Below are 22,627 nucleotides of genomic sequence, written 5' to 3'. Positions count from 1 at the left end.
GCTCAGGCTCCGCGAGTGCTGCGGTTGATCGAATAGTGCAGCGATGAGGGTTGAAGGACGGCGTCGAAGCTGACCGCTTCGCGCATGGACGTTCCAGCCAGGGTCGCGCTGATGGCGAAGCTGACGCGGTTGATCGAACCGATCTCGCGCTCCAGGCTCGCACGCACATTGCTCAGCCGCGGCTCGTGGCGCTCGATGGCGGCCTTCAGGCAGGCGCAGATGCGGGTCCGGTCTTCGCTGCTGCTCAGGCACATGCCGGCGAAGTCGATCAGGCCGTAGTTGATGATGGAGTTTTCACATTCGGGATAGGCGCGCAGCAGTTCTTCGGATAGCGCGCAGCGGGTGTTGAGCAGGTCTTCAAGGTCGCGCGCCACCGCGTCCTTCCACTGCTCCAGCGACAGGCCGTTGCCGTTGCGGGCGTGGCCGTCCTGGGCGTCCAGCAGACGGTCGAACAGACCGGGAGTAAAACCGATCATCGCAGGCTCCCAAAAAAAGATGGCCAGGCCAGGCCGGCCTGGCCAGAAAAAGCGCACCGCGACGTATCGCCGCACAATCCGCAGCGGGCGCAGGGGGGAACCAGTTTTAGACGATGCGGTTGCTGGCCAGGTCCCAGCCACCGGAAGTGTTGCCGCCGGCGCCACCGCTGATTTTCTGTTGGGTGTACTTCCACTTGATCTTCGAGAACTTCAGCGCGACGTCCTCGCTCAGGATGTCGCCTTCTTCAACGGACGGAGAGACCGCCCCGATCAGGACATTTTCAATTTCGATTTCGAAGTACTTCACGCGCTCCCCCTGGGCGTCGGCGCGCATGAATTCGAACCTGGCCTTGGGAATGGTGCGCCCGGCGGAGCAGGTCTGCAGCAGGATAGGCGAAGACAAATCGGCCAGCTTGGAGAGCACGATGTCGCGATGCTCGCAGCGTTCCGCCGTGTGGCCGCCGCCGGTGGAGGCGGTGGCCGATTTCGGCTGGTCCACGCCAAAGCTGACCGATTTGCATTCGATCCAATCCTTGTGCCGGTCGTCGGCGGACTCGCCCTTGATACCATCAATGTACAGATAGACGTCGATTGCCATTGCATGCTCCTGTCTCAGGTTGTAGTGGACTTCAGTTATTGGTCGACTGCGGCAACTCCGCGACCAGTCGGAGGGAAACGGACAATTCATCCAACTGGAAGTGCGGCCGCAGGAAGGAGACGGCACGGTACACGCCGGGGCGGCCCGCCACCTCGTGCACCTGCACCGAGGCTTCGCGCAGCGGGAACTGTGCCTTTTGTTCCTGGCTGGCGTTATCGTCCAGCAGGACGTATTTCATCAGCCAGCGGTTGAGGAAGTCCTCGACGTTGGAAGCCGCCGCGAAGCTGCCGATTTTGTCGCGCATCATGGCCTTCATGTAGTGCGCGATGCGCGAGACGGCGAAGATGTATTGCAGCTGCGAGGACAGCACCGCGTTGGCGTTGGCAGCCTCCGAGTTGTACTTCTTGGCCTTCTGCGCCGACTGCGCGCCGAAGAAGGCGGCATAGGCGGTGTTCTTGCAATGGACCAGCGAGATGAAACCGAGGTCGCTCAACTCCTTCTCGCGACGGTCCGTGATGGCGACTTCGGTGGGACATTTGAGCGCCACCTCCCCTTCGTCGGTCTTGAAGGTGTGCGTGGGCAGGTCGTCCACCAGGCCGCCGCCTTCGACGCCGCGAATCGCCGCGCACCAGCCGAAATCGTCGAAGGCCTTGGTCAGCTTGGCGCCGAAGGCGTAGGCGGCGTTACACCACAGGTATTTCTGGTGGTCGGTGCCGTCCACTTCCTCGACGAAGTTGAAGCCTTCCACCGTGGTGCCGTCGACCGGATTGAAAGGCAGGCGCCCCAGGAAGCGCGGCAAGGCCAGGCCGACATAGCGCGAGTCTTCCGATTCGCGGAATGCCTTCCACTTCGCGTATTCCACGGTGTCGAAGACCTTGGACAGGTCGCGCGGCTTGCCAAGGTCGCCGTAGCTCTCCAAGCCAAACAGCTCGGGTGCGGCGGAGGCGATGAACGGCGCATGCGAGGCGGCGGCGACGTGAGACATCTGCTCGATGAAGTACATGTCTTCCGGCTGGCGGGAGATTTCAAAGTCGCCCAGCAGGGCGGCATAGGGCGCGCCGCCGAAGGTGCCGAATTCCTCTTCGTAGACCTTCTTGAACATCGAGCTCTGGTCGAACTCCAGCGCCGACTGGAAGTCCTTTACCAGTTCGCGCTTGGTGGCGTTGAGCATGCGGATTTTCAGGCCCTGGCCGGTGGCGGAGTTCTTGACCAGGTAATGCAGCCCGGTCCAGCTTTGCTCCAGCTTCTGGAAAGCCGGTGCGTGCATGATGGCGCTCAACTGGCTGGAGATCAGCTGGTCCAGTTCCGCCACGCGCGCATCCAGTGTGGCGGACAGACTGTTCGACATCACCACCGTCCCTTCCAGCACCTGGCTGACCAGCTCCGAGATGATGTCCTTGGCGCGCTCGTGCTCCACGTTGGACTTGGCGACCTTGCTTTGTTCGACGATCTGGTCCAGCAGGCTGGCGCCTTCCACAGCCGGTGCGGCTTCCTGCATCAAATTCGCTTGTGCGGACATGTCAGCCTCCCTTGGCCGGTTTCAAGCTGGCCAGCTTGTCGGTGTTGTTCAGGACTTCGCTCAGGATGTCCTCCAGCTTGTCGTTGCCAGCCAACTTGTTACGCAGGTCGGCGAGCTTGCTGCGCGCTTCCAGCAGTTTGCTGAGCGGCTCGACCTGCCGCACCACGGACTCCGGACGAAAATCCGACATCGCCTTGAAACGCAGCTCCACATTGAAGCTGGTGTCGTCGCCGCTGAGCTGATTGGGCACCTGGAAGCGCGCCACAGGTTCCACACCGCTCAGCACCTCGTCGAAATTATCGCTGTCGATGCCGACGAACTTGCGATCCTTCAGGCGCTTCTTTTCGGCGTCCGAGTTGCCACCGAAATCTCCCACTACGCCGACGACAAAGGGCAGCTCCTTGTTTTCCATCGCATCGCCGATCTCCACGTCATACGTCATCTGCACGCGCGGCGGACGTACCTTGGTCAGGCGCTTTTGTACACTGTCTCCGTTAGCCATACACACTCCATCGAAAAGGAAAACAAGGGCGGCGGACCTACTTCAATCCGCCGAAAGGATCGCTGCTGTTGGATTGGCTATTGGATTTGGCATGGTGCGCGGCCGGTGAGGAAGTCTTCCTGCCAGCGGCCGCCGTGGACGACCTATGTGCGCCGGCGTTCGACGTCGGCACCAATACCTCTTCGCCCAGGCTAGTGCGCAGCAGCTTGGCCAAGTCCTGCGCTTCCGACCGCAGCGATCCGTTCAGGTTATTTTGCTGGCTCAGGTCTGTCAGCGCCTTGGTCGACAGGCGCAAACCGCTGACGGCCACGATGCTGTTACCGAGTTTGTCGTTGGGGTCACGCTGCAGGGCCTCCAGCGCGTTCATGATCGCCTCGCCGTAGCTGGCGCGGTCGAATTTGATCTGCGCCATATGCAGCCAGGGTGTCTTGTCGGCCGGGTAGTTGGTCGCCGCGCCTTTCAGGATGCTCTGTGCTTTGTCGCTTTGACCGGATGCGAGGGCGGTGTCGGCATCCGCCAGCGCGCGCTCCAACGTCGACGCTTGCGGCTTGTCGCCGCGGACCGAGTCGCCGTCTGTCGCGCATGCGGTCAGCAACAGCAGACTCGCCATGCAGGGCAACCATGTTCTTGAGGTGACCATCAAAATCTCCTTTGCGTATGCGGACAAGAAGGGACCCATTATTCACGAACACCCAAGCCCGCCATTGCGCTTACTCAAGCACCGCATCGTTTTCGCATTGCTTGCGCCGCCTCAAATTTCCAACGCCTTCCTTTCGTTCTAATGGCGGAATCGCTTGGAGAAAATATGAACGCGCAGAAGACTATCGTGATTGTGGGACTGCTGGCGTTACAGGGCTGCGCCGCCGGTTCCATCGCCAGCGCGGCGATGGAAATCGCAGGCATCCGCAAACCACCCGAACTGCCGGATGCGCAAAAGCCTCCACGCAGTGTGGCGATCCGCTTGCATGCGAGCCAGAACCTCAACGCCGGTGCGGGTTCCCAGCCATTGGCGCTGGCAGCCCGCATCTACAAGCTGCGCCAAACGGCCGCGTTTCAGCAGATGCCGTTCGATGGATTCCTCAGTGCGCACGACGAGCGTGAGCTGCTCGGCAACGATCTGCTGGAGGTCAAGGAGGTGATGCTGATCCCCGGCCAGCGCTACGAGATCGTCGAAAAGGTCACGCGCGAGGCCTACTTCATCGGTGTGGTGGCGCTGTTCCGCTCACCGGCGGAGCAGCGCTGGCGGTTGGCCTTCCCCGCCGGCGACGCGGAAAAATCCGGCATCACAGTCGGCCTGCACGCCTGCGCGATGAGCGTGAGCGGCGGCGCGGCGGCTTCCAGCGAGGCCGCCAAGCCACTGGCCACCATTCGTTGTCCATAAAACTGGAGTCAGCATGAGCATTCCATCCAAAGTTCTTTGGGGTGAAGGATTTTTCCTGCGCCCGCAGCACTTCCAGCAGCAGGACCGGTACCACGAGGCGCGATTGCAGCAGACCGCTCAGGCGTTGCATCCGTATCTATGGGGCGTGCGCAAGCTCGAATGGGACCTCGACGCATTGAAGACCGACCGCCTGCGCCTGGTGTCGTTGTCGGCGATTTTCCATGACGGCGAAATTGTCGATGCTCCGGCCAGCGATCCGCTGCCTGTGGCTATCGATCTGTCCACGCTGCCGCCGGCCCTGCAGGAGCTGACCTTCTACGCTGCCTTGCCGACGATGTCACCAGGCGGTGGCAACGCCGCGACGGCGGACCAGCCAAACGGCGCGCGCTACTGCCAGACCAGCCGCGAAACCGCGGACCTTTACACGCAGGCGGTCGACACGGATGTCTGTTATCTGAAAAAATCGGCGCGGCTGGTGTCGGACCAGGAGCCGTTGGGCGCCTTCGATTGCATCCCTGTGGTCCGGCTGCGGCGCGTGGTCACGGGCGGGTTCGAGCCGGACCCGCAATTCATTCCACCCGCGCTGTCGATCGCCAGCGCGCCCGGCCTGAAGGCGCTGCTGGACCGGCTGATGGATGCCCTGCAGGCGAAGGTGCAATCGCTGCAAGGGCACATGCGGGAGCCTAGCCGCAATGTGATCGAGATCCGCTCGGGCGATGTATCGTCCTTCTGGCTGCTGCACACGGTGAGCACGTCCGCCGCGGCGCTCATGCACTATGTCCGCAATCCCGACCTGCATCCGGAGCGGCTGTTCGAAGCGCTGCTTGTGCTGGCTGGTGCCATGATGACCTACTCCAAGCAGTACACGCTGACGCAACTGCCCGGCTACCGCCACGACGACCTGGCCCAGTGCTTCTCAGGCCTGGACCACATCATCCGCGATTTGCTCGACACCGTCATCTCGACCAAATACTTCTCGATCACGCTGTCCGAGGAAAAGCCCAGCTACCATCTGGGCAAACTCGATTCCGGAAAAATCGACCAACGCACCACGCTGTACCTGGCGGTCAGCGCAGCCCTGCCGGCACTGGAGCTGGTGGAGATCGTGCCGTTGCGCGTCAAGGTCGGCGCGCCGGACGACGTGGAGAAATGCGTGCTGTCCGCCATGCCCGGCGTGAAGATCACACACGCGCCGCAAGTGCCGGCGGCGATACCGGTGCAGCCGGACACCTACTACTTTGCGCTGGAAGGCAAAGGCGTGCTGTATGAGCAGATGTTGAAGGCACAGTCGATATCGATTTACGTCCCGGCGGGCATACGTGACCTGCGCCTCGGCCTCATTGCGGTGACAGCATGACGCCCCCGATCGAACGCCGCGCCATTCCCACGCTGATGGGCGGCCAGCGCCGCCAGCAGCAGCCGGGATACGGCCATGTACAAACGCTGGTGGACTTGCTGCAGGAAGGCTTCTACCTGCTGTTCATGCTGAAGAACGGCAGCGTGCCCCCGGGCGAGGTTCCCTTCCTCGACACCGTCACCGCCTACCTCGCGGAATTCGACCGCGAGGCCCGCAAGCTTCGCGCGCAAGGCGAAGATATCGACGCCGCCAAGTATGCCTTCTGCGCGGCGTTGGACGAGATCATCCTGTCATCGTCCTTCCCGATGCGCTTCGCCTGGGAACGCCGGCCGCTGCAACTGGTGATCTTCGGCGATCAGCTGGCCGGCGAACACTTCTTCGACCGGCTCGAGGCCTTGCGCAGCGGCGGTGGCGCGCGCCTGCCGGCGCTGCAGGTGTTTCATATGTGCTTGTTGATCGGTTTTCGCGGCAAGTACGCGCTGGACGCCGGCGACAAGCTGGCTTACCTGACGGCGCGGGTCGGCGAGGAGATCGCGCATATCCAGGGTAAAAGCAAGGGCTTCTCGCCGCAGGCCGAGCGGCCGGACCAGATCGTCCATAAACTGCGCAGCAATACCCCGTTGTGGGCTACGTCCGCGGTGTTTGCGTTGATCGGCATTAGCGCCTACATCGGGTTGTCGTCGTCGCTGTCGCATTCGACACAGAACACGCTGGCCGGCTACAGCGACCTGGTGAAGCTGGCGCCGCGCCCGGCCTACGTGACGATCACCCTGCCCTGAACCTCACTGGGCGACGCGGAATTCGATGCGCCGGTTGCGCGCACGGCCTTCCGCGTTGCTGTTCTCGGCCACCGGCCGGTCCGGTCCCTGGCCCGACACCATGACCATCTCCGGCGCTATCCCCTTCTCCGCAAGATAGGTACGCACAGCTTCGGCGCGGGCCTGGCTTAATGCGAGGTTGCTCTCTCGCAGACCGATGTTGTCGGTGTGGCCGATCACTTCGACCTTCTTCCCTTTGACCTTTTGCAGCGCGGCCGCCATCTCGTCCAGGATGCCCTTGCCGGACGAGGTCAATGTCGCCTTCCCGCTGTCGAATTCGATGATGCGCTTGGCCAGCGTCTCGTCCAACAGGTTCTGCTCCGCCGCGCTGACGCGCAAACCGTTGTTGACGGTGTAGCTGGGATTGAGGCTTGTCGCGATGTCGCTGGCGATCTGCTGGCGTTGCGCCTCGTTGGCCACTTCGCCGCGCACGGTGACGTTGGTGCCGTCGATTTTCAGCTCGCCCTTGCTGATCAATTTCAGGTTCGGTTGGATCAGCTTTTGCACGTATCCATTCCAGTTGGGCGGCAACGCGACCGGCGAGACCGCAAGCTGGTCGACCACGCGGTCGGCGCCGTACAGGTCACGCAGGCGCTGCAGCATGGCGGCCTTGCTTGCCTCGTCGGGAACGGCGCCGCTGACCAGTATCTGCCCCGGCTTGGGTGTCGCCGGCAGCGGAACCTGCGCGGCACAATGTAGTGACGTAGACAGCAGGGCCGGCATCACCGCCGGCCAGAAGATCGACTGGCGCATCGCATCGCTCCTTATCAGGCAAAGGTTTCGTGGAACAGCGCGTGCGCGGAGCGCAGCGACAACTGGCCTTGTTCCAGGTAGGCCGACAGCTTCTGCACGCTGGCGTCGCCGGCGATCAGTTCATTGACCCAGTCCGCGTCTTCAAACGTGATCTGTTGTTCGATGGCGCAAAGCGGATCGATGAACGCCTGCAGCGTCTCCGGCTCCGCACCGCTGAAGCCAACCACCAGTACCGGTTGCTCCCGTTGCTCGCCGAGGAACAGGCTCAGTTCAAAGTCGGCCTGCTGCAGGAACGGCGTAATCAGGTCGAGCCAGAACGACGCCACCAGGTAGCGCAATCGCGGCGCCGATGGCAGCGGCAACACCAGACTTTTGTCCAGCCGCGCGGCGCCGCTACGGCGCACCGGCTGCAGCAGCAGTCCGACCGCGAGTATCATCTGCCGCACCGAGGCGCTGCCCAGGATCGCCTCCAGGCCGGCGATACTGTGGCGGTCGAGGAAGTCGGTAAACAGCTGTTGGTGCTCGGCGGCGCAGGGCTCGATATCGACCGTGGCGGTGGCCAGCGCCTGCAAGCACTCCTCCGGTTCGGCTGCGTCGAGCACCTTGTTCGCCAGCGGTTCCAACGCATCCCACAACGGCGCCAGCACCAGCGGGCTGAGGGCGACGAAGCTGCGCGGATCGTCAATCTCGACGACGCTCATGCCGAGGAATGGATAGCGCCGCTGCGACAGGTCATGGCTGGCGCGCAGATGGCCAGCAATCGCCCGCCTGCTGCGCGTGCCGACGAAGGCGAACCCCAGCGGCTGCATGGCGTCGTAATTGAGCCTCCACCGGGGATCGGCACTGAGCAGGTTCATGACCTCGGCCAGCCAGCCGTCCAGCAGATTGGCCAGCGCCAGGTTGTCGCCTGCCTTGATAAAGTCACCGCGCGTGGGCAGCTTGCCGAAGTAGCCGATACGCGCGCTTTGCGCCGCCCGCTTCATGGCGCTGCTCCAACTATCGTCTCGGGCAGCTTCATGCCGCGGAAGCCCTGGTCCTGCGGTGTGGTGCCGCTGCTCTCCGGGCTGCTGACGATCTTCAGGCCCATGGTCACGGTGATCGCGCCGCTGGTCCAGCCCAGCTCAAAGATACCGCCCTCGCGCTTTTGCTTGGCCGCCGCGTCGATCATGCGTTTCAGCCCGAACTGGCCCGCCTCGTTGAACACCTCCACGCTGCGGCCATCGAACGCCACCGCCGTGATGCGCGCCCCCGGCGCGCCCTGCGGGCTCGGATGAACCATGTTGGCCCATTGCGCCGGCGTGTTCCGGTAGCGCAGCTGCTGGCCGTCGATATCGACTGTGTATTCCAGCGTGCCGGGGGCCGGCATTGGCTGGATCTGGAAGATGGTCTGCGCGGCGGCCGTGGACGAGGCCACGCCGCCCGCGCCTATCGGCGCTATCCAGCCGGGGAAGCGCGCCACGGTTTGCGGCGACAGCGTAATGCCCATGTCGGCCCAGGTGCGCGGCGCCAGCACGTCGCCGCGCCGCACCACCAGCGGTCCCAGGGCGCCGGTGGCGAATTTGGCGATCAGTCCATCGGGGCCGAAGAACTGTGCGATTTCGGCGTTGCCCGCTTCGATATTGGCGTTCGGCGAGAACGGATACTTGTTGGCCAGCGATTGCTGGAAAGGCTCGTAGACCTGCGCCAGCCAGGTCTTGTTGATTTCCGCCTCGGCAGGACCGACCAGCACCGCGAAGGTCTGCATCAAAGGGCGTACCAGGATGGGACGGATGGATTGCTTCTGCGAGTCGCTCATACCGGTCAGCATCTGCTCGTCGACGTAGCGCAGCGCGTCCGCCAGCTCGGAGCCGCTGCCTTCCAGTGTCTGCTGCATGAACTGGCGCGCGCCCGGGCCGGGGTCGCCCTGGTTCTTCAGCTGGTTCAAGCGGCTGCGCAGTTTGGACAACGTCTCCATGTAGGAGCGCATCAGCGACGCGTCCTTGTCCTTGGGCGCCACCAGCTTGCCAACGCCGGCGAACTCGCGCCCGATGGGGCCCATCGGCTTGTCGGCCCGCACCTGGTCCAGCTGCAGGTTGACGTTGACTTGCGAAGGCCCGCGCCGCAGCACGCTGTTCTTGACCCAGTTGACGAAGCCCGTCTGCGCCTCCTTCAATTCAGCGCTCATGATGGCCGGGTTGTCCCAGGACGTCTGCTGATGGATGGTGGTGAGCAGCTTGGCGATGGGCGAGGACTGCGGATCGCCCAGCCGGTTCATCGCCGTCACCGCCGCGTCGAAGCCATTCAGGTTGGCGATGGTGACACCCTGGACGAACTTCTGCCATTCGCGTGCGTAGTCGGCCTTGTACAAATCGGTCAGGCCCTTCTGGATTTGTTCGGGACTGCCTTCCAGCGTCAGGTCGTCGCGCGCGGCGGTCTTCAGGACCCAGTCCGCGCTTTGCAGTTCATGCGTGGCAGCTTCGCGGAAGGCATCCTGCACGAACTTCTCCCATGCCTCGCGGGTGTAGGCGCCGGCGATGGCGTAGCTGCCGGTGACCAGCGCCTGATCCTGTTCGCCCACCATGCGCGCCACCGTCATCGCCGGGAAGCGCGTGTTGGCGCGGGCGCGGATGTCGGCGTAGACGCGCTCCCTGGCCGGCATGCCGCGCACCACGCGGCGCAGGTTCTCGCGGGCCTGGTCGACCAGCGCCAGCTTCTGTTCGATGCGCGGCCAGGACGGGTCGGCGATCTGCGCGAGATAGAAGGTCATCAACCGTTCGGCGCTGTGTATCATCTGCTCGCGCGGCATGGTGCCGCGATTGTTCTCCAGCCATCCACGCCAGTAGCGGGTCAGCTGGTCGTTCAGGTGACTGGCTTCGGCGTGCGAGATATCGGCCAGCATCAGGTAACTCTTCAAGGCGTTGTAGGCGTCTTCGACGTTGACGGCGGAGGCTTCCTGGAACTGGCGTCCGGGCGCGACGGCCGGCATTGTGGACGTGGCGGCAGCCGCGCCGGGCGCCTGCAGCTGGTCGGCATGCGCGTTCATCTCCGACAGCAGCGTCTCCAGATTGGCGACCACCGGCTTGAGCATCACCTCACGCACACCAGCGAAGTATTCCTCGCGCAGCTTGCGCTCCAACAGATCGCCCTGATACAACCCCATACGCAGCGACCAAGGCCGGTCGGCGTGATATTTATCCAGCTGCTCGATGCGGTCCTGCAGTATCTCCAAGGCCTCCAGCCGCGATTGCAGGTCCAGCCGCTTGGCTTGAAGCTTGATCACCTTGTCCAGGTCCGCCTGCACGTTGCTGACCAGCTGACGGTTGCCCAGATACGACCAGCTCCACCCACCCAGCGACGCGCCCAGCAAAACCGCCGCCGCGAAGAACGCCGCATAGGTCAACTTGACCTTATGTTTGCTGGCGTACTGCGAGACCAGGTCCTTGTCCGCGAAGATCACGTTGCGGAATAAATTCAACAGGAAGAATCCAGACTGGCCGCCACCGGCGGCGGGCGGCGCGTCCGGCAGCGACAAGGCGAAGCGCTTTGCCAGCCGCTGCGACTGTTCGCTCGCCGCCGCGCCCTCCTGAAGGGCGCTGGTGAAGTAGTAGCCGCGAAATACCGGCTTGAACTGGAACGGGTTGTCTTCGAACAGCGTAACCAGGAAGCTGCGCAGCGGAGCGCGTATGGTCGCGAACTCCAGCGGGAAGGTGAATACGCCAGGCTCCATGCGGTCGCGCCGCTGCTGGCTCATGTTGGCCACGCTCAGCTCCTTCAGGCCCGAACACAGTTCATCGAAGCTGTGATCGAAGAAGGCCATCATCTGCTGGCTGCCGGCGTTGCGCTTGTAGGGCATGGTCGCGCCCCACACGCGTTCGCGCTCGGTGCGCTCGGCACGCGCAAAAAATTCAGTGAAGCCCGCGATCAGATCGGCCTTGGTGAAGACCACGTACACCGGCGCGAATACCTCCAGCCGCTCAATCAGATCCTGCACGCGCTTGCGCAGGCTGCGCGCCAGCTTGATGCCAACCTCGGGATCATCGCCGCGCAATTCGGCGATGCTGACGGCGATCAGGATGCCGTTGATGGGCGCGCGACGGCGGTACTTCTTCAGCAGGTCCAGAAAGCCGAACCATTCGGCGCGGTGCTCGTCCTGCACCGAGTAGCGTCCGGCGGTGTCGAGCAGGATGCCGTCGGTGGTGAAGAACCAGTCGCAGTTGCGTGTGCCGCCCACGCCCTGCACAATCTTGCCGTCGGCGAAGGGGAACTGCAGGCCCGAGCTGGTGATGGCTGTGCTTTTGCCGGCGGCGGGATTCCCGATGATCATGTACCACGGCAGCTCGTACAAGGCGCGGGTGCCGGAGACGATGCCCATCTTGGACCCGCGAATGGTCTCGATCGCCTTCAGCATGTCATTGCGGATGGCCTTGACCTCGGCGCCGGACTGGTCAGAGCCTTGCGCCTCCGTGGCGGCCTGGGCGCCAATGGCCGCGCCCAGCTGCTCGGATTCCCGGCTGGCGCGCCGGCGTCGCCACAGCCAGACCAGGCCAGCCAACACCAGCATCAGCGCCGTGGCCGCCAGCGCCCAGATCAGCGCCAGTTCCAGCATCTGCGCGCCGAGGTAGAACAAGGCCGCCATCGCAATCAGCGCAATAATAGTCAGGTGGCGGGTATCGGTGAGGAAGTACCAGATTCTTCGCATCATGGGACGAGGCCGGCGTGAATGATGGCGCCTGAGCTAACAGCGGACCGATCAATGGTGCCACCAACAATGCGGGGATTTCTTGAGGCAGCACAACCATGGCCATGCAGCGTCCTATTTCCGCACAGTCCCCGCCACCCGCAATTCCGTGTGGCCGAAGTCCATCATGGTCCAGCGCCCGCCCCAGTGCAGGCCCACCGATTCGGCCGCCTCGCCGTAGAGCCGGTAGCCGCGCATCGCCCAGGGGTCTTTTTCCGAGATCAGCAGTTTGCCGTCGCGCAGGAAGGCGCAGTCCGCCGCCAGGCCGAACTGGTGATAGCTCTGGAAGGCCTTGGCGTTGGTGACGCTGGGCCCGGCGGCTGCCAGCGTGTTCTGCCGTTCTGGGCTGCGATAGCCTTCCAGGATCGCCATGTCATAGCCATGAGTCTCCTTCATGATCTTGAACACCAGCAGCAGGCGCTGGGCGAAATCGGGATCGAGCAGCTGCCAGTTGCGGTTGGCGCCGTCGAGCATGGGCCGCACCATCGTCACTTCCGCCGTCGTGAACACCAACGGCGGCAACGGTTCCGGCGCCGCCAGCTGCTCGCCCTTCAGCAGATCCGCGACCTGATCGTTGACGGCGTGGTCATCGCTGTCGAAGCCGCCCAACATATTGCGTCCGCTGAGAACCAGCGCCAGCATGGGCGGCACGGTCAGCAGCACCAGCACCGACAACACTAGCAGATAGCGGCGGCGCAGGAAGCTGAGCGCGCGCAGCAGGCCGTCGCCAGCGCTGCGGCCCGCATGGGTGGCCTGCTGGCTGCCCTGCCGGTAGCCGCCGCTCAGTCCCCGCCCGATGCGCCTGCCGATCATCGACATCGACTGCGCCACCACATCCCGCCCGGCTGGAAACAACGCCAGCCAGGCGCCCAGGCAGGCGAAGACAAAAAACAGCAGTACCGAAAAGAGAAACATGGTGCGCTCCGTCAAAGCAAGGTCGCTCCGCAGACTGGACACTGAGGTGCGGGAACGCTTCATCGTAGGCGCTTCAGCAAGCGGCGTGAAAGACCAGATCAAATTCGGAGGAAATACCGTGGATACGTCGAAGCAAAAACCCGACCTGATGAGTTCCAACCGTACCGCCGAAGATGGCGGCAAGCGCATACTGGCGCATCTGGAGCATGGTCCCAAGACGGCGGCAAAGACGCCGCGCGCCAGCGGCTGGAGCGTCGACGGCTGGACCGTCGGCCTGGGACTGCTGGTGGTGACCATGTGTACGGTCGCATGGCTGGTACACGACAACACGCTATCGCCGGATTCCTACGCGCGCAGCCGCGGCAGCGTGACCACGCGCACGTACCAGCAGCCGACGGAACGGCAGATGGCAGCTGCCGTGCCAGAGCAGGCGGCAGCCATCGTGAACGAACCGGTGCTAAAAGAACCTGCAACCAAACCCTTCACGGCAATCGAAGCGCTTGCGGCCAGCAGCGTCGCGCGGCCATCCGTGCACCCCGCGAACGCAGTGGCAAGGACCGAGACATCGCATGCGGCCAGCGCGCCGCAGCACAAGCCTGCTGTGGCCGCAAGCGCCGCCGCCGCGCGCTCACCGGCGCCGCGTGTGGCCACGGCAGCCAGTCCATCAACCATCGGCGATACCGATGTCGCCCTGCTGACCGCGCTGGTCGCGCACTCGGGCAAGCCTGCGCTCGCCCTGCCCGAGCGCAGCCGCGACGTGGTCGAGCGTCAGGACGGCGACAGCACGGCGCAACTGCTGGCGCGCTGCAAGCAGCTGGGGCTGATCGAAGGCATGTTGTGCCGCTCGCGCATCTGCTCCGGCCGCTGGGACGCGGACCTGGCCTGCAACGCCCCGTCGCACTGATTACTGAATGGCCAGCTGCTTGCCACCGGTGCCGACCTTCTTCGGCAACGTCAGGTGCAGCACGCCGTTTTCGTAGCGCGCCTCGGCCTGGTCGTCATCGACCTCCTGCGGCAGCGTGAAGCTGCGCTGCACTTGCCCGTAGTAACGTTCCGTGCGCAGGGAGCCGGTTTTGCCGGCGCTGGCGGGCTGCTCTTCCTTCACTTCCGCGCTCAGCGACACCTGGTTGCCGTTGATGGCGACCTTGATGTCCTCCTTTTGCACGCCGGGGATTTCGGCCTTGACGAGATATTCCTTGTCGGTCTCGCTGACGTCCATCCGCATGCGCGGCGAGACGTCGGCACCGCGCCAGACCGAGGGCGCGAAGTCGCGGAACATTTCGTCCATGTCGCGGAAGGGATCGAAACGGGCGAGATCGCGGAAGGGATCGATACGCATCAGATTGTTAGCCATGGCGGCCTCCTTCAAATGGGTGGACTACCATGATAAGAAGCGCCCCCGCCCCTCCTTTGACGCACATCAAGGTGCGGCCTTGCCTCCGCGCGCGACAAGCGAGTTGATCATCGCCTCGCTGTAGACCTCGCCCTTGCTGTCGGCGGCCGCGATCATGTCGCGCCACAAGGGCACGATATCGACCTTGAGCTTGCTGAAGCGCTCGAAGCCGCAGGCATAAATGCCACGATAAGTATCGAAGCTGTGTTCCAGCTTCTCGCACTCGGCCAGCGTGGCGTCGGCGAACGCCTTGCCCTGTTCAGCGCTCCAGATGCCGCTGCGCAGCAGGCCATCAAGCGCCATCGCCTCGGCCCCGCCCTCGTGTATCCACGGCGGCGACTGCTCGCTGATGCCGCCCTGGCGCACATTGTTCTGCCACAAATGCGCCATCTCATGCGCCACCAGTTCGGCCAGGATCGCGCGCTTTTTGGGGTTGTCGGCGGTCAGCAGGGCCGCGCCGCCAAGACGATAGACGATCTGCCCACCGACCACGCCGCCCTTGATCGACAGGCCCGGCATGGAGGTATCGCTGACGGCCGCCACCAGCAGCAAGGGCTGCCGCAGCTTCTGCTGGTAGGCCGTGCTGTAATAGGCGGACATTCTGGCGGTGGTGTCGAGCAGCGTCTCCTTCGCCCACGCAGACAGTTTGGGATCCAGCAGCACCTGCGCCTCGCCGGCGGCCAGCGGCGACTGCGGACCGAAGTAGGCGTATGGTGTCGTGTCTTTTGTGGGGGTTGCCGGCTTGGCGGGCACCAGCACGGTTTCGTTGCCGAGGCCTTCCAGCGTGAAGGTCGCCGCCATATCGCGCACCAGCTTGCCCTGCTGGGCCTCGCCTTGCAGGAAGCCCAGGTAGATGAGACGGCCGCCATCGGAGAGCTTGTCGGTCGCCAGGTACTGTTTGCCCAGGTCCTGCTCAAAGGCCGAAATCTCCACGCTGACCTGCTGCAGCGGCTTGCCGTCGGCCGCGGCCAGCGCATCATAGGTATCGCTGGCGGTCAGCGCCACGCCGGGCGTCAACACCCTCCACGCGGATTTGCGCAGGCCGCCCACCGACTTGAAGCGCATCGACGCCACCGGCTGCTGAAAGCGATAGTCTGCTCGCCAGGTATCGGGCGCCACATGGATCAGGCGCACCTGCACCGGCAGCGGTTCGTCCGCGCGCGCGGACATCGTCAAACTCATTGCCAAGCCCATCCCCAGCAGCCATTTTCGCGACATTATCATCTCCAGAGCCATTATGGTGTCCAGAATATAACACGGCTATAATGTTATTTTTGCCACATTGCATCTCGGGCAAAGATAATCCACCGCTGCGCATAATATCCCGCTGGCTTGACAGTCCACAATCTCAGGTACTGCCCACTGAGCAACAATTCCTTTTCTTTTAACAGCTGGAGTAAGCGCGATGATCGCAATTTTTTTCAAAAAGAGATGGCAGAGACTGTCCAAACAATCGGAATCCAAACGACTGTCCCTGTTCGCGCTGATCCTGCTATTTGGTCTCGACATCTATATTCTTAGTTTGATTTTCGACGGCATGAACCGAGCTGAGAACATCATCGAACCGCCCGCCCTTGGGATCTCCACAGAGTGCCAGCTGATGTCGGAAGACTTTTTGAAGCTGGATTCGAAGAACCAGGTGGCGAACCTCGAACGCTACATCCCAAAAAATGAGGCAAACCAGGGCGATGCCATGCCCGACAACTGGTATGGGAACACCCAGGCACTGGAAATCTGCACAAAAGTCCACGACCAACTGCCCCTGGTGGCAAAGAATGCCAATTTTGTTTCCTTGTTTAAGGTACGCGACCAGCAGCAACAGAAAATCGAGGAAATCCGCTCGCGTATCAATGAATTAAAGGCCAGCTATGGCGATGCCCTGTTGGAGAAATTGGCCAACCAGAAAAGAAGCGACTCTATTCTTCCGATCGAGGCTACCAAGATCAAGAAAAGCCTGGCGGATATGAATGACGCATTGAACACCATGCTTCAGCAGCAAACGCAGACGCAGGCGGCTTTGGAACACCATCAATTCCTCCAGTCCTATGTCGCATTCCTGCGCGCGCTCCCTATCGACACCGAATTCACTCAAGCCCGCAAGCAATACGATAAGTTAGCATTCTGGTATCCGCTCAAGGAACTCGGCGCACAGGCAGGCTTCCTGTTACCGTTGCTGTTATTGGCGATATTCTGGAATGCGAGGGCAATCAAGAAAGAGAAGGACATTAGCACACTGATCTCCTCCCATTTCATTTTGGTATGCTCGATACCGGTCTTCTTGCGCGGACTCTACTTCGTCTATGAACTCCTGCCCCACCGGTTACTGGCCGACCTGCTGATGTACCTTGATGGACTGAGACTGGGCTTCCTCTGGAGTTACGGCGCCATCTTCTGCGGAATCGGCGGCGGATTGCTGGTGATATTCATCGCCCAACGCACCCTGTTCAATCCGGCGCGCGTTCGCAAGATCCGCTTGCGGAAAAATCAATGTCGGGAATGTGGGGGAAAACTGCACAGGGCTGATCAGGCCTGGTGCGAAGCGTGCGGAGCCCAGCAGTGCGGCAGTTGCACCAACTGCGGCGAAAATTATCGACTCTCGGCCCTGCACTGCGAATGGTGCGGAAGCAAACCGACCACGCCTGCAGCCTGAAGCGCAGGCTGAAATAGAAAAGGGCCATGTTTTCACATGGCCCTTCAAAATTCTGGCTCCCCGACCTGGACTCGAACCAGGGACCTGCGGATTAACAGTCCGTCGCTCTACCGACTGAGCTATCAGGGAAAAGAGGCCGCATTATATACGGCCAATTTCTAGCTGTCTAGGCTAGCTGGCAAATTTCCAAAAATCAGAAGCTGCCCTTGAACTGCACACCGAACTGACGTGGCTCGTTGACGAAGCCGGTCAGGTTGTTGAAGTCGATCGCGCCGATGATACGCTCGGTGTTGGTGATGTTGCGAGCGAAGGCCGCCACTTCATACTTGCCGCCCTGCCAGTTGTAACCCACGCGCAGGCCGCCTTCAACCATCGACTTGCCGGTGAATTCCTTGGCTTCGTACAGGAAGAAGTTGATCTTGCTGCGATACGACCAGTCGGTCAGCACGAACAGGTTGCCGTCGGCCAGCGCCCAGTTGTAGCGCGCGGTGGCGTTCAGGATGACCTTGGGCGCTTGCGGCAGCGGGTTGCCGTCGATGACCACGCGGCCAGCCGCGTTCAGCGGATCGGTCACGGTGCACGAACCGCACTTGGCCACGGACAGCGACGGATCTTCGATCTTCGTGAAGTTGTACGAACCGCCGGCGGTGACTTTGAAGTCAGGCGTGACGAAGGCTTCGAAGTCCGCTTCCAGGCCACGGCCCACGGTCTTGGCTGCATTGATCAGCTTGGTCACGTTGGAGGTGCCGCCGACCACGGTCAGCTGCTGGTTCTTCACGTCGTAGTTGTAGATGCTGACCGATGCGCGCGCGCGGCGGTTGAACAGGTCGGCCTTGATGCCGGCTTCATACGACACGATGGTTTCCGCATCGGCCACGGTGATCGGTACCGATGCCGAAGCGGCGGCGATACTCGGCGCGCGGAAGCCGGTCGCCACGCGGGCGTAGGCGTTGACGTCCGGGTTGATCTTGTAGGTCGCGCTCATGTCCCAGTTGGCTTTGTTCTTGCTCTCGTCAACCGAATCAGGACCGACTTGCTTCACGTTGACGCGCGACGTGGTGGCGAAGTCCTTCTTGTCGTGGGTGTAGCGCAGGCCGCCGCGCAGCACCAGCTGGTCCGACACGTCATAGGTCAGCGAGCCGAACACTGCGGCAGCGGTGTTGTTCTGGTGGCTGGCCAGGTGCGAGGTCTGCTCCTGGGTGTTGCTGTCGAAGTTGTCGCTGTAACCGCTGGCGCTTTCCTTGAAGTAGTAGACGCCGCTCTGCCAGTTCAACGGGCCTGCGTTCTTCGACTCGACGCGGAATTCCTGGGTGTACTGATGCAGGCCGCTCAGGCCCCCACCGGTCTGCACCTGGAACGGAATGAAGCCAGGACCGGCCGGGCTGCCGCCGTCGATGTCGCCGCGGCTGTAGTAGTTGTCCACGGCTTCGTAGCCGGTGATCGAGAACAGCTTGACCGAACCCAGGTCCCAGGTCAGGCGGGCGTTGGCGCCGTTGGTGCTCAGGCTCTGCATGTTCAGGCCGTTGGTGGCGATCTTGGTGAAGTCGTAACCGTCGGCGAAGTCGTTGGTGCCCTTCTTGATCAGGTTGGCGCGGAACAGACGGGCGCTGCCGTCGGTGGTGCGCGAGTGCACGTTGAACAAGGCGCTGAAGGTGGTGCTTGGCGTGTACAGGAACTGCACGCGCTCGGCGTGTTCGTTGTAGCCTTCCAGCGCGTCGTTCTGCTTGGTGAAGGTGTTGTCGACGAAGTTGTCGCGGTGCTGGCGCAGCGTCGAAACGCGCATCGCCCATTCGCTCGACAGCGGCACGTTGACGGCGCCTTCGGCATTGATGGTGTTGTGGGTCGCCCACGACAGGTTGTAGTAACCCTCGATTTTCTTGGTGTTCGGTTTTTCCGATTCAAACTTGACCACGCCAGCCGGGGTGTTGCGGCCGAACAGCGTGCCCTGCGGGCCGCGCAGCACTTCCACACCGGCCACGTCGAAGATAGGGTAGCCCTTCAGGATGCCGTTTTCCTGCACCACGTCGTCATACACCAGCGAGACCGGCTGCGAGGCGAAGGTGCTGAAGTCGGTGTTGCCGTAGCCGCGGATGTAGAAGCGCGGGAAGGTACGGCCGTTCGACGATTCCACGTTCAGCGATGGCACTTTGCCGGCCAGCAGGCGGATGTCCTGGCCGCCGGACAGCAGCACGTCCAGCTTCTCGTCCTTGAGCAGCGTGACCGAAACCGGCACGTCCTTGATGTTCTCGGCGCGGCGCTGGGCCGTGACGGTGACGGTTTCCAGTTGCGGTTCCGCGGCGGTTTGCGCAAGGGCGGTACCGATAGGCATAACGGCGCTCAGCGCCAGCAGGCGCTTGTGCATCTTCGACAGTTTGATCATTCAATATCCCGAGTTGAGGTAATGCAAAGAGTTAAAAACAGTGTCTCCTGTTCTCTCTTTCTGTTGATGTCGCCCGGTCATCTACTGTGTCCGTGGCGGCGCAAGCGGAGGTGAGGCCGTTTTTCGATGTCTAGAATGCACCGTCTTGCAGAAAGGCGGTATTTTCTTTCATTGATACCGTGTATTGCAAGCGCAATATAAGCAAATGGAAATTTACTGATAGAAATTTGGCGCCTCAGGAGGAGCGGCTGAATAATAAAAGGTCAGCCAGCCCCTTGCGAGGTCATGAATGAGCGAACGCTCAAGTTTGCGATTCAGGCATGCCGGATCGCCAAACGTTGTTGCTTTACCACACTTCGTGTCGCCGGCCGAGGCGCCGGCCCGCCTGATACCGCCTCTTCATTGCCCAACACGAAGCGGTCCATCGCGCCCACCAGCGCCTGGGTCTGCTCCTCCAGGCTGGCGGAAGCCGCCGCGGTCTGCTCCACCAGCGCCGCGTTCTGCTGGGTCATATCGTCCATCTGCGTCACCGCGTGGTTGACCTGCTCGATGCCGGCCCCCTGCTCGGCCGAGGCGGTCGCGATGTCCGACATGATCAGCGTGATGCGTTGCACGCTGCCGACGATCTCGCCCATCGCGTCGCCGGCCTGGTCCACCAGGCGGTTGCCGAGTTCGACTTTCTCGACGCTGTGGGAGATCAGCTCCTTGATTTCCTTGGCGGCCGCGGCCGAGCGCTGCGCCAGGTTGCGCACCTCGCTGGCCACCACGGCGAAGCCACGGCCCTGTTCACCCGCGCGCGCCGCCTCGACCGCCGCGTTCAACGCCAGGATATTGGTCTGGAACGCAATGCCGTCGATCACGCTGATAATGTCCACGATCTTGTGCGAACTCTCATTGATCTCGCCCATCGTCTGCACCACCTGCGACACCACCGCCCCGCCCCGCCCCGCGTGGCGACGTCGGCCGCGCTGATCACCAGCTGGTTGGCCTGGCGCGCGTTGTCGGCGTTCTGCTTGACGGTGGAGGTGAGCTGTTCCATCGACGACGCGGTCTCCTCCAGGTTGGATGCCTGCGACTCCAGCCGCGCCGAGACGTCGGCGTTGCCGCTGGCGATATCGCGCGTGGCTGCGCTGATGTGCTCGATGCTGCCGCGCACATCGCCCACCAGATGGCGCAGGCTGCCGCTCATATCCTTCAGCGCGCGCAGCACCTGGCCGGCCTCGTTGGGGACGCCGACATCGAAATCGGTGGCCAGATTGCCGCTGGCGACGCTCTGCGCCACGGCGATCGCATTGCTCAAGGGCCGCGTCACCGACCGCGCAATCAGCATGGCCAAGTAGCCGGCCAGCGCCAGCAATACCAGCATGGCCCCCAGCATCAGCCAGCGGGTGGTGTAGAAGCCGCGGATCTTTTCGTCCAGCAGCGCGTTCAACTCCTTGCTGGCTGCCGCGTTGAGGGCGAACTGCAGATCGATGGCCTGGGTCGCCAGCGTCACATAGTTTTCCGCCGAATAAGTCAGGGCCTCCGGTTGCACGATCTCGTGCATGGCCAGTTCGGTGATCTGGCCGGCGGCCTTGGCGGCGTCGCGCATGGGCGGCCCCAGTTTGGCTTCAAAATCGGCGTTGTAACGGGCGGCCTTGTTGAACGCGGTCAGGGTCTGGTCCAGCCGGTCCGCCACGCGCGCGACGACGGACGACAGCAGCAAACGGTCGGCCTGGCTGGCCTCCTTCTTCGCCAGCAGGCCGGCGCCCTTGGCGCGGGTCTTGCCCAGCTCCTCGGACAAATACGGCAGCTGGTAGAACATGGCCTGGATCAGTTGATATGTGTCGCGGTCAGGGTCAAGGCTGAGGCCGTAGTAGTCGCCGATCAGGTCGTTCACCTTGAGCAGCTTGGGCACCAGCGCCGTGTGGGCTACATAGCTTTGCGGCGCCGTCAGGCTGCGGTTGGAGACCTGGGCACGCAAGGTTTCCCAATCGCCGCGCGCTTGCGACCACGCCGCATCCAGCGTGGAGTCATGCAGCTTCTTTACCAGCGCGTCCACCGCCGCGTAGGCGGTGTCGGCCTCCTTTTGCTTGGCCAGCCGCTTGTCGTCGGCGGTCGCGCCGCCCAGCGCCAGCGCCGCCAGCCCGCGATGCTGCTGGGTCAGCTGCACCATGCGCAAGCCCTCGACCACGGCGGGCAGGCCTTCGCGCTCGTCCACGTAGGCATCGAGCGCCTTGCCTGCTTCGCGCATGTACAACCAGGTTGGAATGCTCGCCAGAATGACGGCGATCAGACTGAGGATCAGGAATTTGTGCCCGAGCTTCAAGGCGCCAAGTGAAGTACGATTGTCCATATCGAGCCTCCATGATTGCCACTCAACGGATCGCCGAAAGTTGCCGTACAGATGCGATCCTCTTGCGTCCCATCATAGTCCCGTGCTGCAAGATTTTGGTGGCTTTAATAGCACAAGCCACCAGGAATGTCTTACATCCCCAACGACTTCAACAACTCATCGTTGGCTTCGTCCTCGGCCGAGGGCGATGGCGCGGTGGAAGTGCCACCTTGGTTGCCGCGCTCCATATCCAGCAGGGCGTCGGGGTCGGCTACTTCGCTGGAGTCGAAATCGTGTAAACGGATGAACTCGGTTCTATCGATAGCGAGCTCCAGATAAAAGATATTACTCTTTTCCGTATAAAACGTGACGCGCCGCATCTCAGGGCGATCAAGGGGGGTGTCCACGCTGAGCATGACCTGCTTGGTCAACACCAGCATCTTCGGCTGGTTCTGGGTGATGTTGGTCTGCAGTTCGCGCCGCACCTTGCCGGTGAAGTCGCCGACGATCTGGTTCATCAGCTCGCCCATGATGTTGGACACCTCGTCCGAGGTATGCGAACTGGCCAGCTCCGACTTCGGCATGCCCATGTGCAGCATGTAGCGTTCGTAGATTTCCATGGCCGTGTCGGCCGCGAAGTTCAGCACTACCAGGCCGGTGAAGCCGCCGTCGAACAGCACGAAGCAGCCGATATCGGGCTTCAGGCCGGTCTTGGTAATCCGCTGCACCATGCCCGAATAGTTGACCTTGCTTTGGGTGGCGACGTTCAAGACCCGGGTCACCGAGTTGCACAGACTCATCAATAAGTCTTCGGTCCCGTACACCACGTCCTTGTTTTCCTCGCTCATGATCTA

At 62.5% G+C, this 22,627-nt stretch carries 20 protein-coding genes and 1 tRNA gene; 5 read left to right on the top strand and 16 right to left on the bottom strand.

Annotated features, from left to right (window positions below; all coding sequences use genetic code 11):
- Positions 1-2: 2 nt before the first annotated feature.
- The 5 genes from tssE to ACUJB0_RS06700 all read right to left on the bottom strand — a co-directional run bounded on the left by tssE (position 3) and on the right by ACUJB0_RS06700 (position 3,735).
- Positions 3-476: a type VI secretion system baseplate subunit TssE gene (gene tssE / locus ACUJB0_RS06720; protein ID WP_444844549.1), complete on the bottom strand. Its 474-nt coding sequence runs from the start codon at positions 474-476 to the stop codon at positions 3-5.
- A gap of 106 nt (positions 477-582) precedes the next feature.
- On the bottom strand, positions 583-1,074 hold the full coding sequence (locus ACUJB0_RS06715) for an Hcp family type VI secretion system effector (protein ID WP_161082327.1): 492 nt from the start codon (positions 1,072-1,074) through the stop codon (positions 583-585).
- A gap of 31 nt (positions 1,075-1,105) precedes the next feature.
- Positions 1,106-2,593, bottom strand: a complete 1,488-nt coding sequence (gene tssC / locus ACUJB0_RS06710) for a type VI secretion system contractile sheath large subunit (RefSeq protein WP_444844548.1) — start codon at positions 2,591-2,593, stop codon at positions 1,106-1,108.
- A gap of 1 nt (position 2,594) precedes the next feature.
- Positions 2,595-3,095, bottom strand: a complete 501-nt coding sequence (gene tssB, locus ACUJB0_RS06705; protein ID WP_444844547.1) for a type VI secretion system contractile sheath small subunit — start codon at positions 3,093-3,095, stop codon at positions 2,595-2,597.
- Between the two features lie 37 nt (positions 3,096-3,132).
- Positions 3,133-3,735, bottom strand: a complete 603-nt coding sequence (locus ACUJB0_RS06700; RefSeq protein ID WP_444844546.1) for a tetratricopeptide repeat protein — start codon at positions 3,733-3,735, stop codon at positions 3,133-3,135.
- Between the two features lie 165 nt (positions 3,736-3,900).
- Between ACUJB0_RS06700 and tssJ the strand changes: the two genes are divergently transcribed.
- The 3 genes from tssJ to icmH are packed head-to-tail and all read left to right on the top strand — an operon-like array spanning position 3,901 to position 6,612.
- Positions 3,901-4,476, top strand: coding sequence for a type VI secretion system lipoprotein TssJ (gene tssJ, locus ACUJB0_RS06695; protein WP_444844545.1), 576 nt, complete (start codon positions 3,901-3,903; stop codon positions 4,474-4,476).
- A gap of 13 nt (positions 4,477-4,489) precedes the next feature.
- Positions 4,490-5,833 carry a type VI secretion system baseplate subunit TssK gene (gene tssK / locus ACUJB0_RS06690; RefSeq protein ID WP_444844544.1) on the top strand — a complete coding sequence of 448 codons (1,344 nt, stop codon included), beginning with the start codon at positions 4,490-4,492 and terminating at the stop codon, positions 5,831-5,833.
- Positions 5,830-6,612 carry a type IVB secretion system protein IcmH/DotU gene (gene icmH, locus ACUJB0_RS06685; protein WP_444844543.1) on the top strand — a complete coding sequence of 261 codons (783 nt, stop codon included), beginning with the start codon at positions 5,830-5,832 and terminating at the stop codon, positions 6,610-6,612. Before tssK ends, icmH begins: the two co-directional genes overlap by 4 nt.
- A 3-nt stretch (positions 6,613-6,615) precedes the next feature.
- Here the strand turns inward: icmH and ACUJB0_RS06680 are convergent, their stop codons facing one another.
- The 4 genes from ACUJB0_RS06680 to ACUJB0_RS06665 all read right to left on the bottom strand — a co-directional run bounded on the left by ACUJB0_RS06680 (position 6,616) and on the right by ACUJB0_RS06665 (position 13,036).
- Entirely contained in the window at positions 6,616-7,404 is a 789-nt protein-coding gene (locus tag ACUJB0_RS06680) for an OmpA family protein (RefSeq protein WP_444844542.1), read from the bottom strand.
- 14 nt (positions 7,405-7,418) lie between these two features.
- The gene (gene tagF / locus ACUJB0_RS06675) at positions 7,419-8,387 is read right to left on the bottom strand and encodes a type VI secretion system-associated protein TagF (RefSeq protein WP_444844541.1); all 969 of its coding nucleotides are present in this window, start codon (positions 8,385-8,387) and stop codon (positions 7,419-7,421) included.
- A complete protein-coding gene (tssM, locus tag ACUJB0_RS06670) occupies positions 8,384-12,082 on the bottom strand; it encodes a type VI secretion system membrane subunit TssM (RefSeq protein WP_444844959.1) in 3,699 nt (1,232 codons plus the stop codon). The genes tagF and tssM overlap by 4 nt, the downstream gene beginning before the upstream one ends.
- A 114-nt stretch (positions 12,083-12,196) precedes the next feature.
- A complete protein-coding gene (locus ACUJB0_RS06665) occupies positions 12,197-13,036 on the bottom strand; it encodes a M15 family metallopeptidase (protein WP_444844540.1) in 840 nt (279 codons plus the stop codon).
- Positions 13,037-13,154: 118 nt separating this feature from the next.
- On the opposite strand from ACUJB0_RS06665, the gene ACUJB0_RS06660 reads away from it, so the two are divergent.
- The gene (locus tag ACUJB0_RS06660; protein ID WP_444844539.1) at positions 13,155-13,940 is read left to right on the top strand and encodes a hypothetical protein; all 786 of its coding nucleotides are present in this window, start codon (positions 13,155-13,157) and stop codon (positions 13,938-13,940) included.
- On the opposite strand, the gene ACUJB0_RS06655 is transcribed toward ACUJB0_RS06660, so the two are convergent.
- Together ACUJB0_RS06655 and ACUJB0_RS06650 are read right to left on the bottom strand one after the other, a co-directional pair.
- Entirely contained in the window at positions 13,941-14,390 is a 450-nt protein-coding gene (locus ACUJB0_RS06655) for an Hsp20/alpha crystallin family protein (RefSeq protein ID WP_444844538.1), read from the bottom strand. It lies immediately after the preceding gene.
- 66 nt (positions 14,391-14,456) lie between these two features.
- The gene (locus tag ACUJB0_RS06650) at positions 14,457-15,647 is read right to left on the bottom strand and encodes a hypothetical protein (RefSeq protein ID WP_444844537.1); all 1,191 of its coding nucleotides are present in this window, start codon (positions 15,645-15,647) and stop codon (positions 14,457-14,459) included.
- Positions 15,648-15,834: 187 nt separating this feature from the next.
- Here ACUJB0_RS06650 and ACUJB0_RS06645 point away from each other — a divergent pair, with 187 nt between their 5' ends.
- Positions 15,835-17,079, top strand: coding sequence for a hypothetical protein (locus ACUJB0_RS06645; protein ID WP_444844536.1), 1,245 nt, complete (start codon positions 15,835-15,837; stop codon positions 17,077-17,079).
- A gap of 53 nt (positions 17,080-17,132) precedes the next feature.
- On the opposite strand, the gene ACUJB0_RS06640 is transcribed toward ACUJB0_RS06645, so the two are convergent.
- The 5 genes from ACUJB0_RS06640 to ACUJB0_RS06620 all read right to left on the bottom strand — a co-directional run bounded on the left by ACUJB0_RS06640 (position 17,133) and on the right by ACUJB0_RS06620 (position 22,621).
- A tRNA-Asn gene (locus ACUJB0_RS06640) sits at positions 17,133-17,208 on the bottom strand.
- 64 nt (positions 17,209-17,272) lie between these two features.
- Positions 17,273-19,459, bottom strand: a complete 2,187-nt coding sequence (locus ACUJB0_RS06635; protein ID WP_444844535.1) for a TonB-dependent receptor — start codon at positions 19,457-19,459, stop codon at positions 17,273-17,275.
- Positions 19,460-19,773: 314 nt separating this feature from the next.
- Positions 19,774-20,367, bottom strand: a complete 594-nt coding sequence (locus ACUJB0_RS06630) for a methyl-accepting chemotaxis protein (protein WP_444844534.1) — start codon at positions 20,365-20,367, stop codon at positions 19,774-19,776.
- On the bottom strand, positions 20,316-21,794 hold the full coding sequence (locus ACUJB0_RS06625; protein ID WP_444844533.1) for a HAMP domain-containing protein: 1,479 nt from the start codon (positions 21,792-21,794) through the stop codon (positions 20,316-20,318). The genes ACUJB0_RS06630 and ACUJB0_RS06625 overlap by 52 nt, the downstream gene beginning before the upstream one ends.
- A 131-nt stretch (positions 21,795-21,925) precedes the next feature.
- Positions 21,926-22,621, bottom strand: coding sequence for a DUF3334 family protein (locus ACUJB0_RS06620; RefSeq protein ID WP_444844532.1), 696 nt, complete (start codon positions 22,619-22,621; stop codon positions 21,926-21,928).
- Between the last annotated feature and the right edge of the window lie 6 nt (positions 22,622-22,627).

The sequence above is a fragment of the Duganella caerulea genome (genome assembly GCF_040362985.1).
Lineage (GTDB): Bacteria > Pseudomonadota > Gammaproteobacteria > Burkholderiales > Burkholderiaceae_D > Rugamonas > Rugamonas vulcania.
The sequence above is the reverse complement of the archived record's forward strand: the minus strand, read 5'-3'. Positions and strand labels throughout refer to the sequence as shown.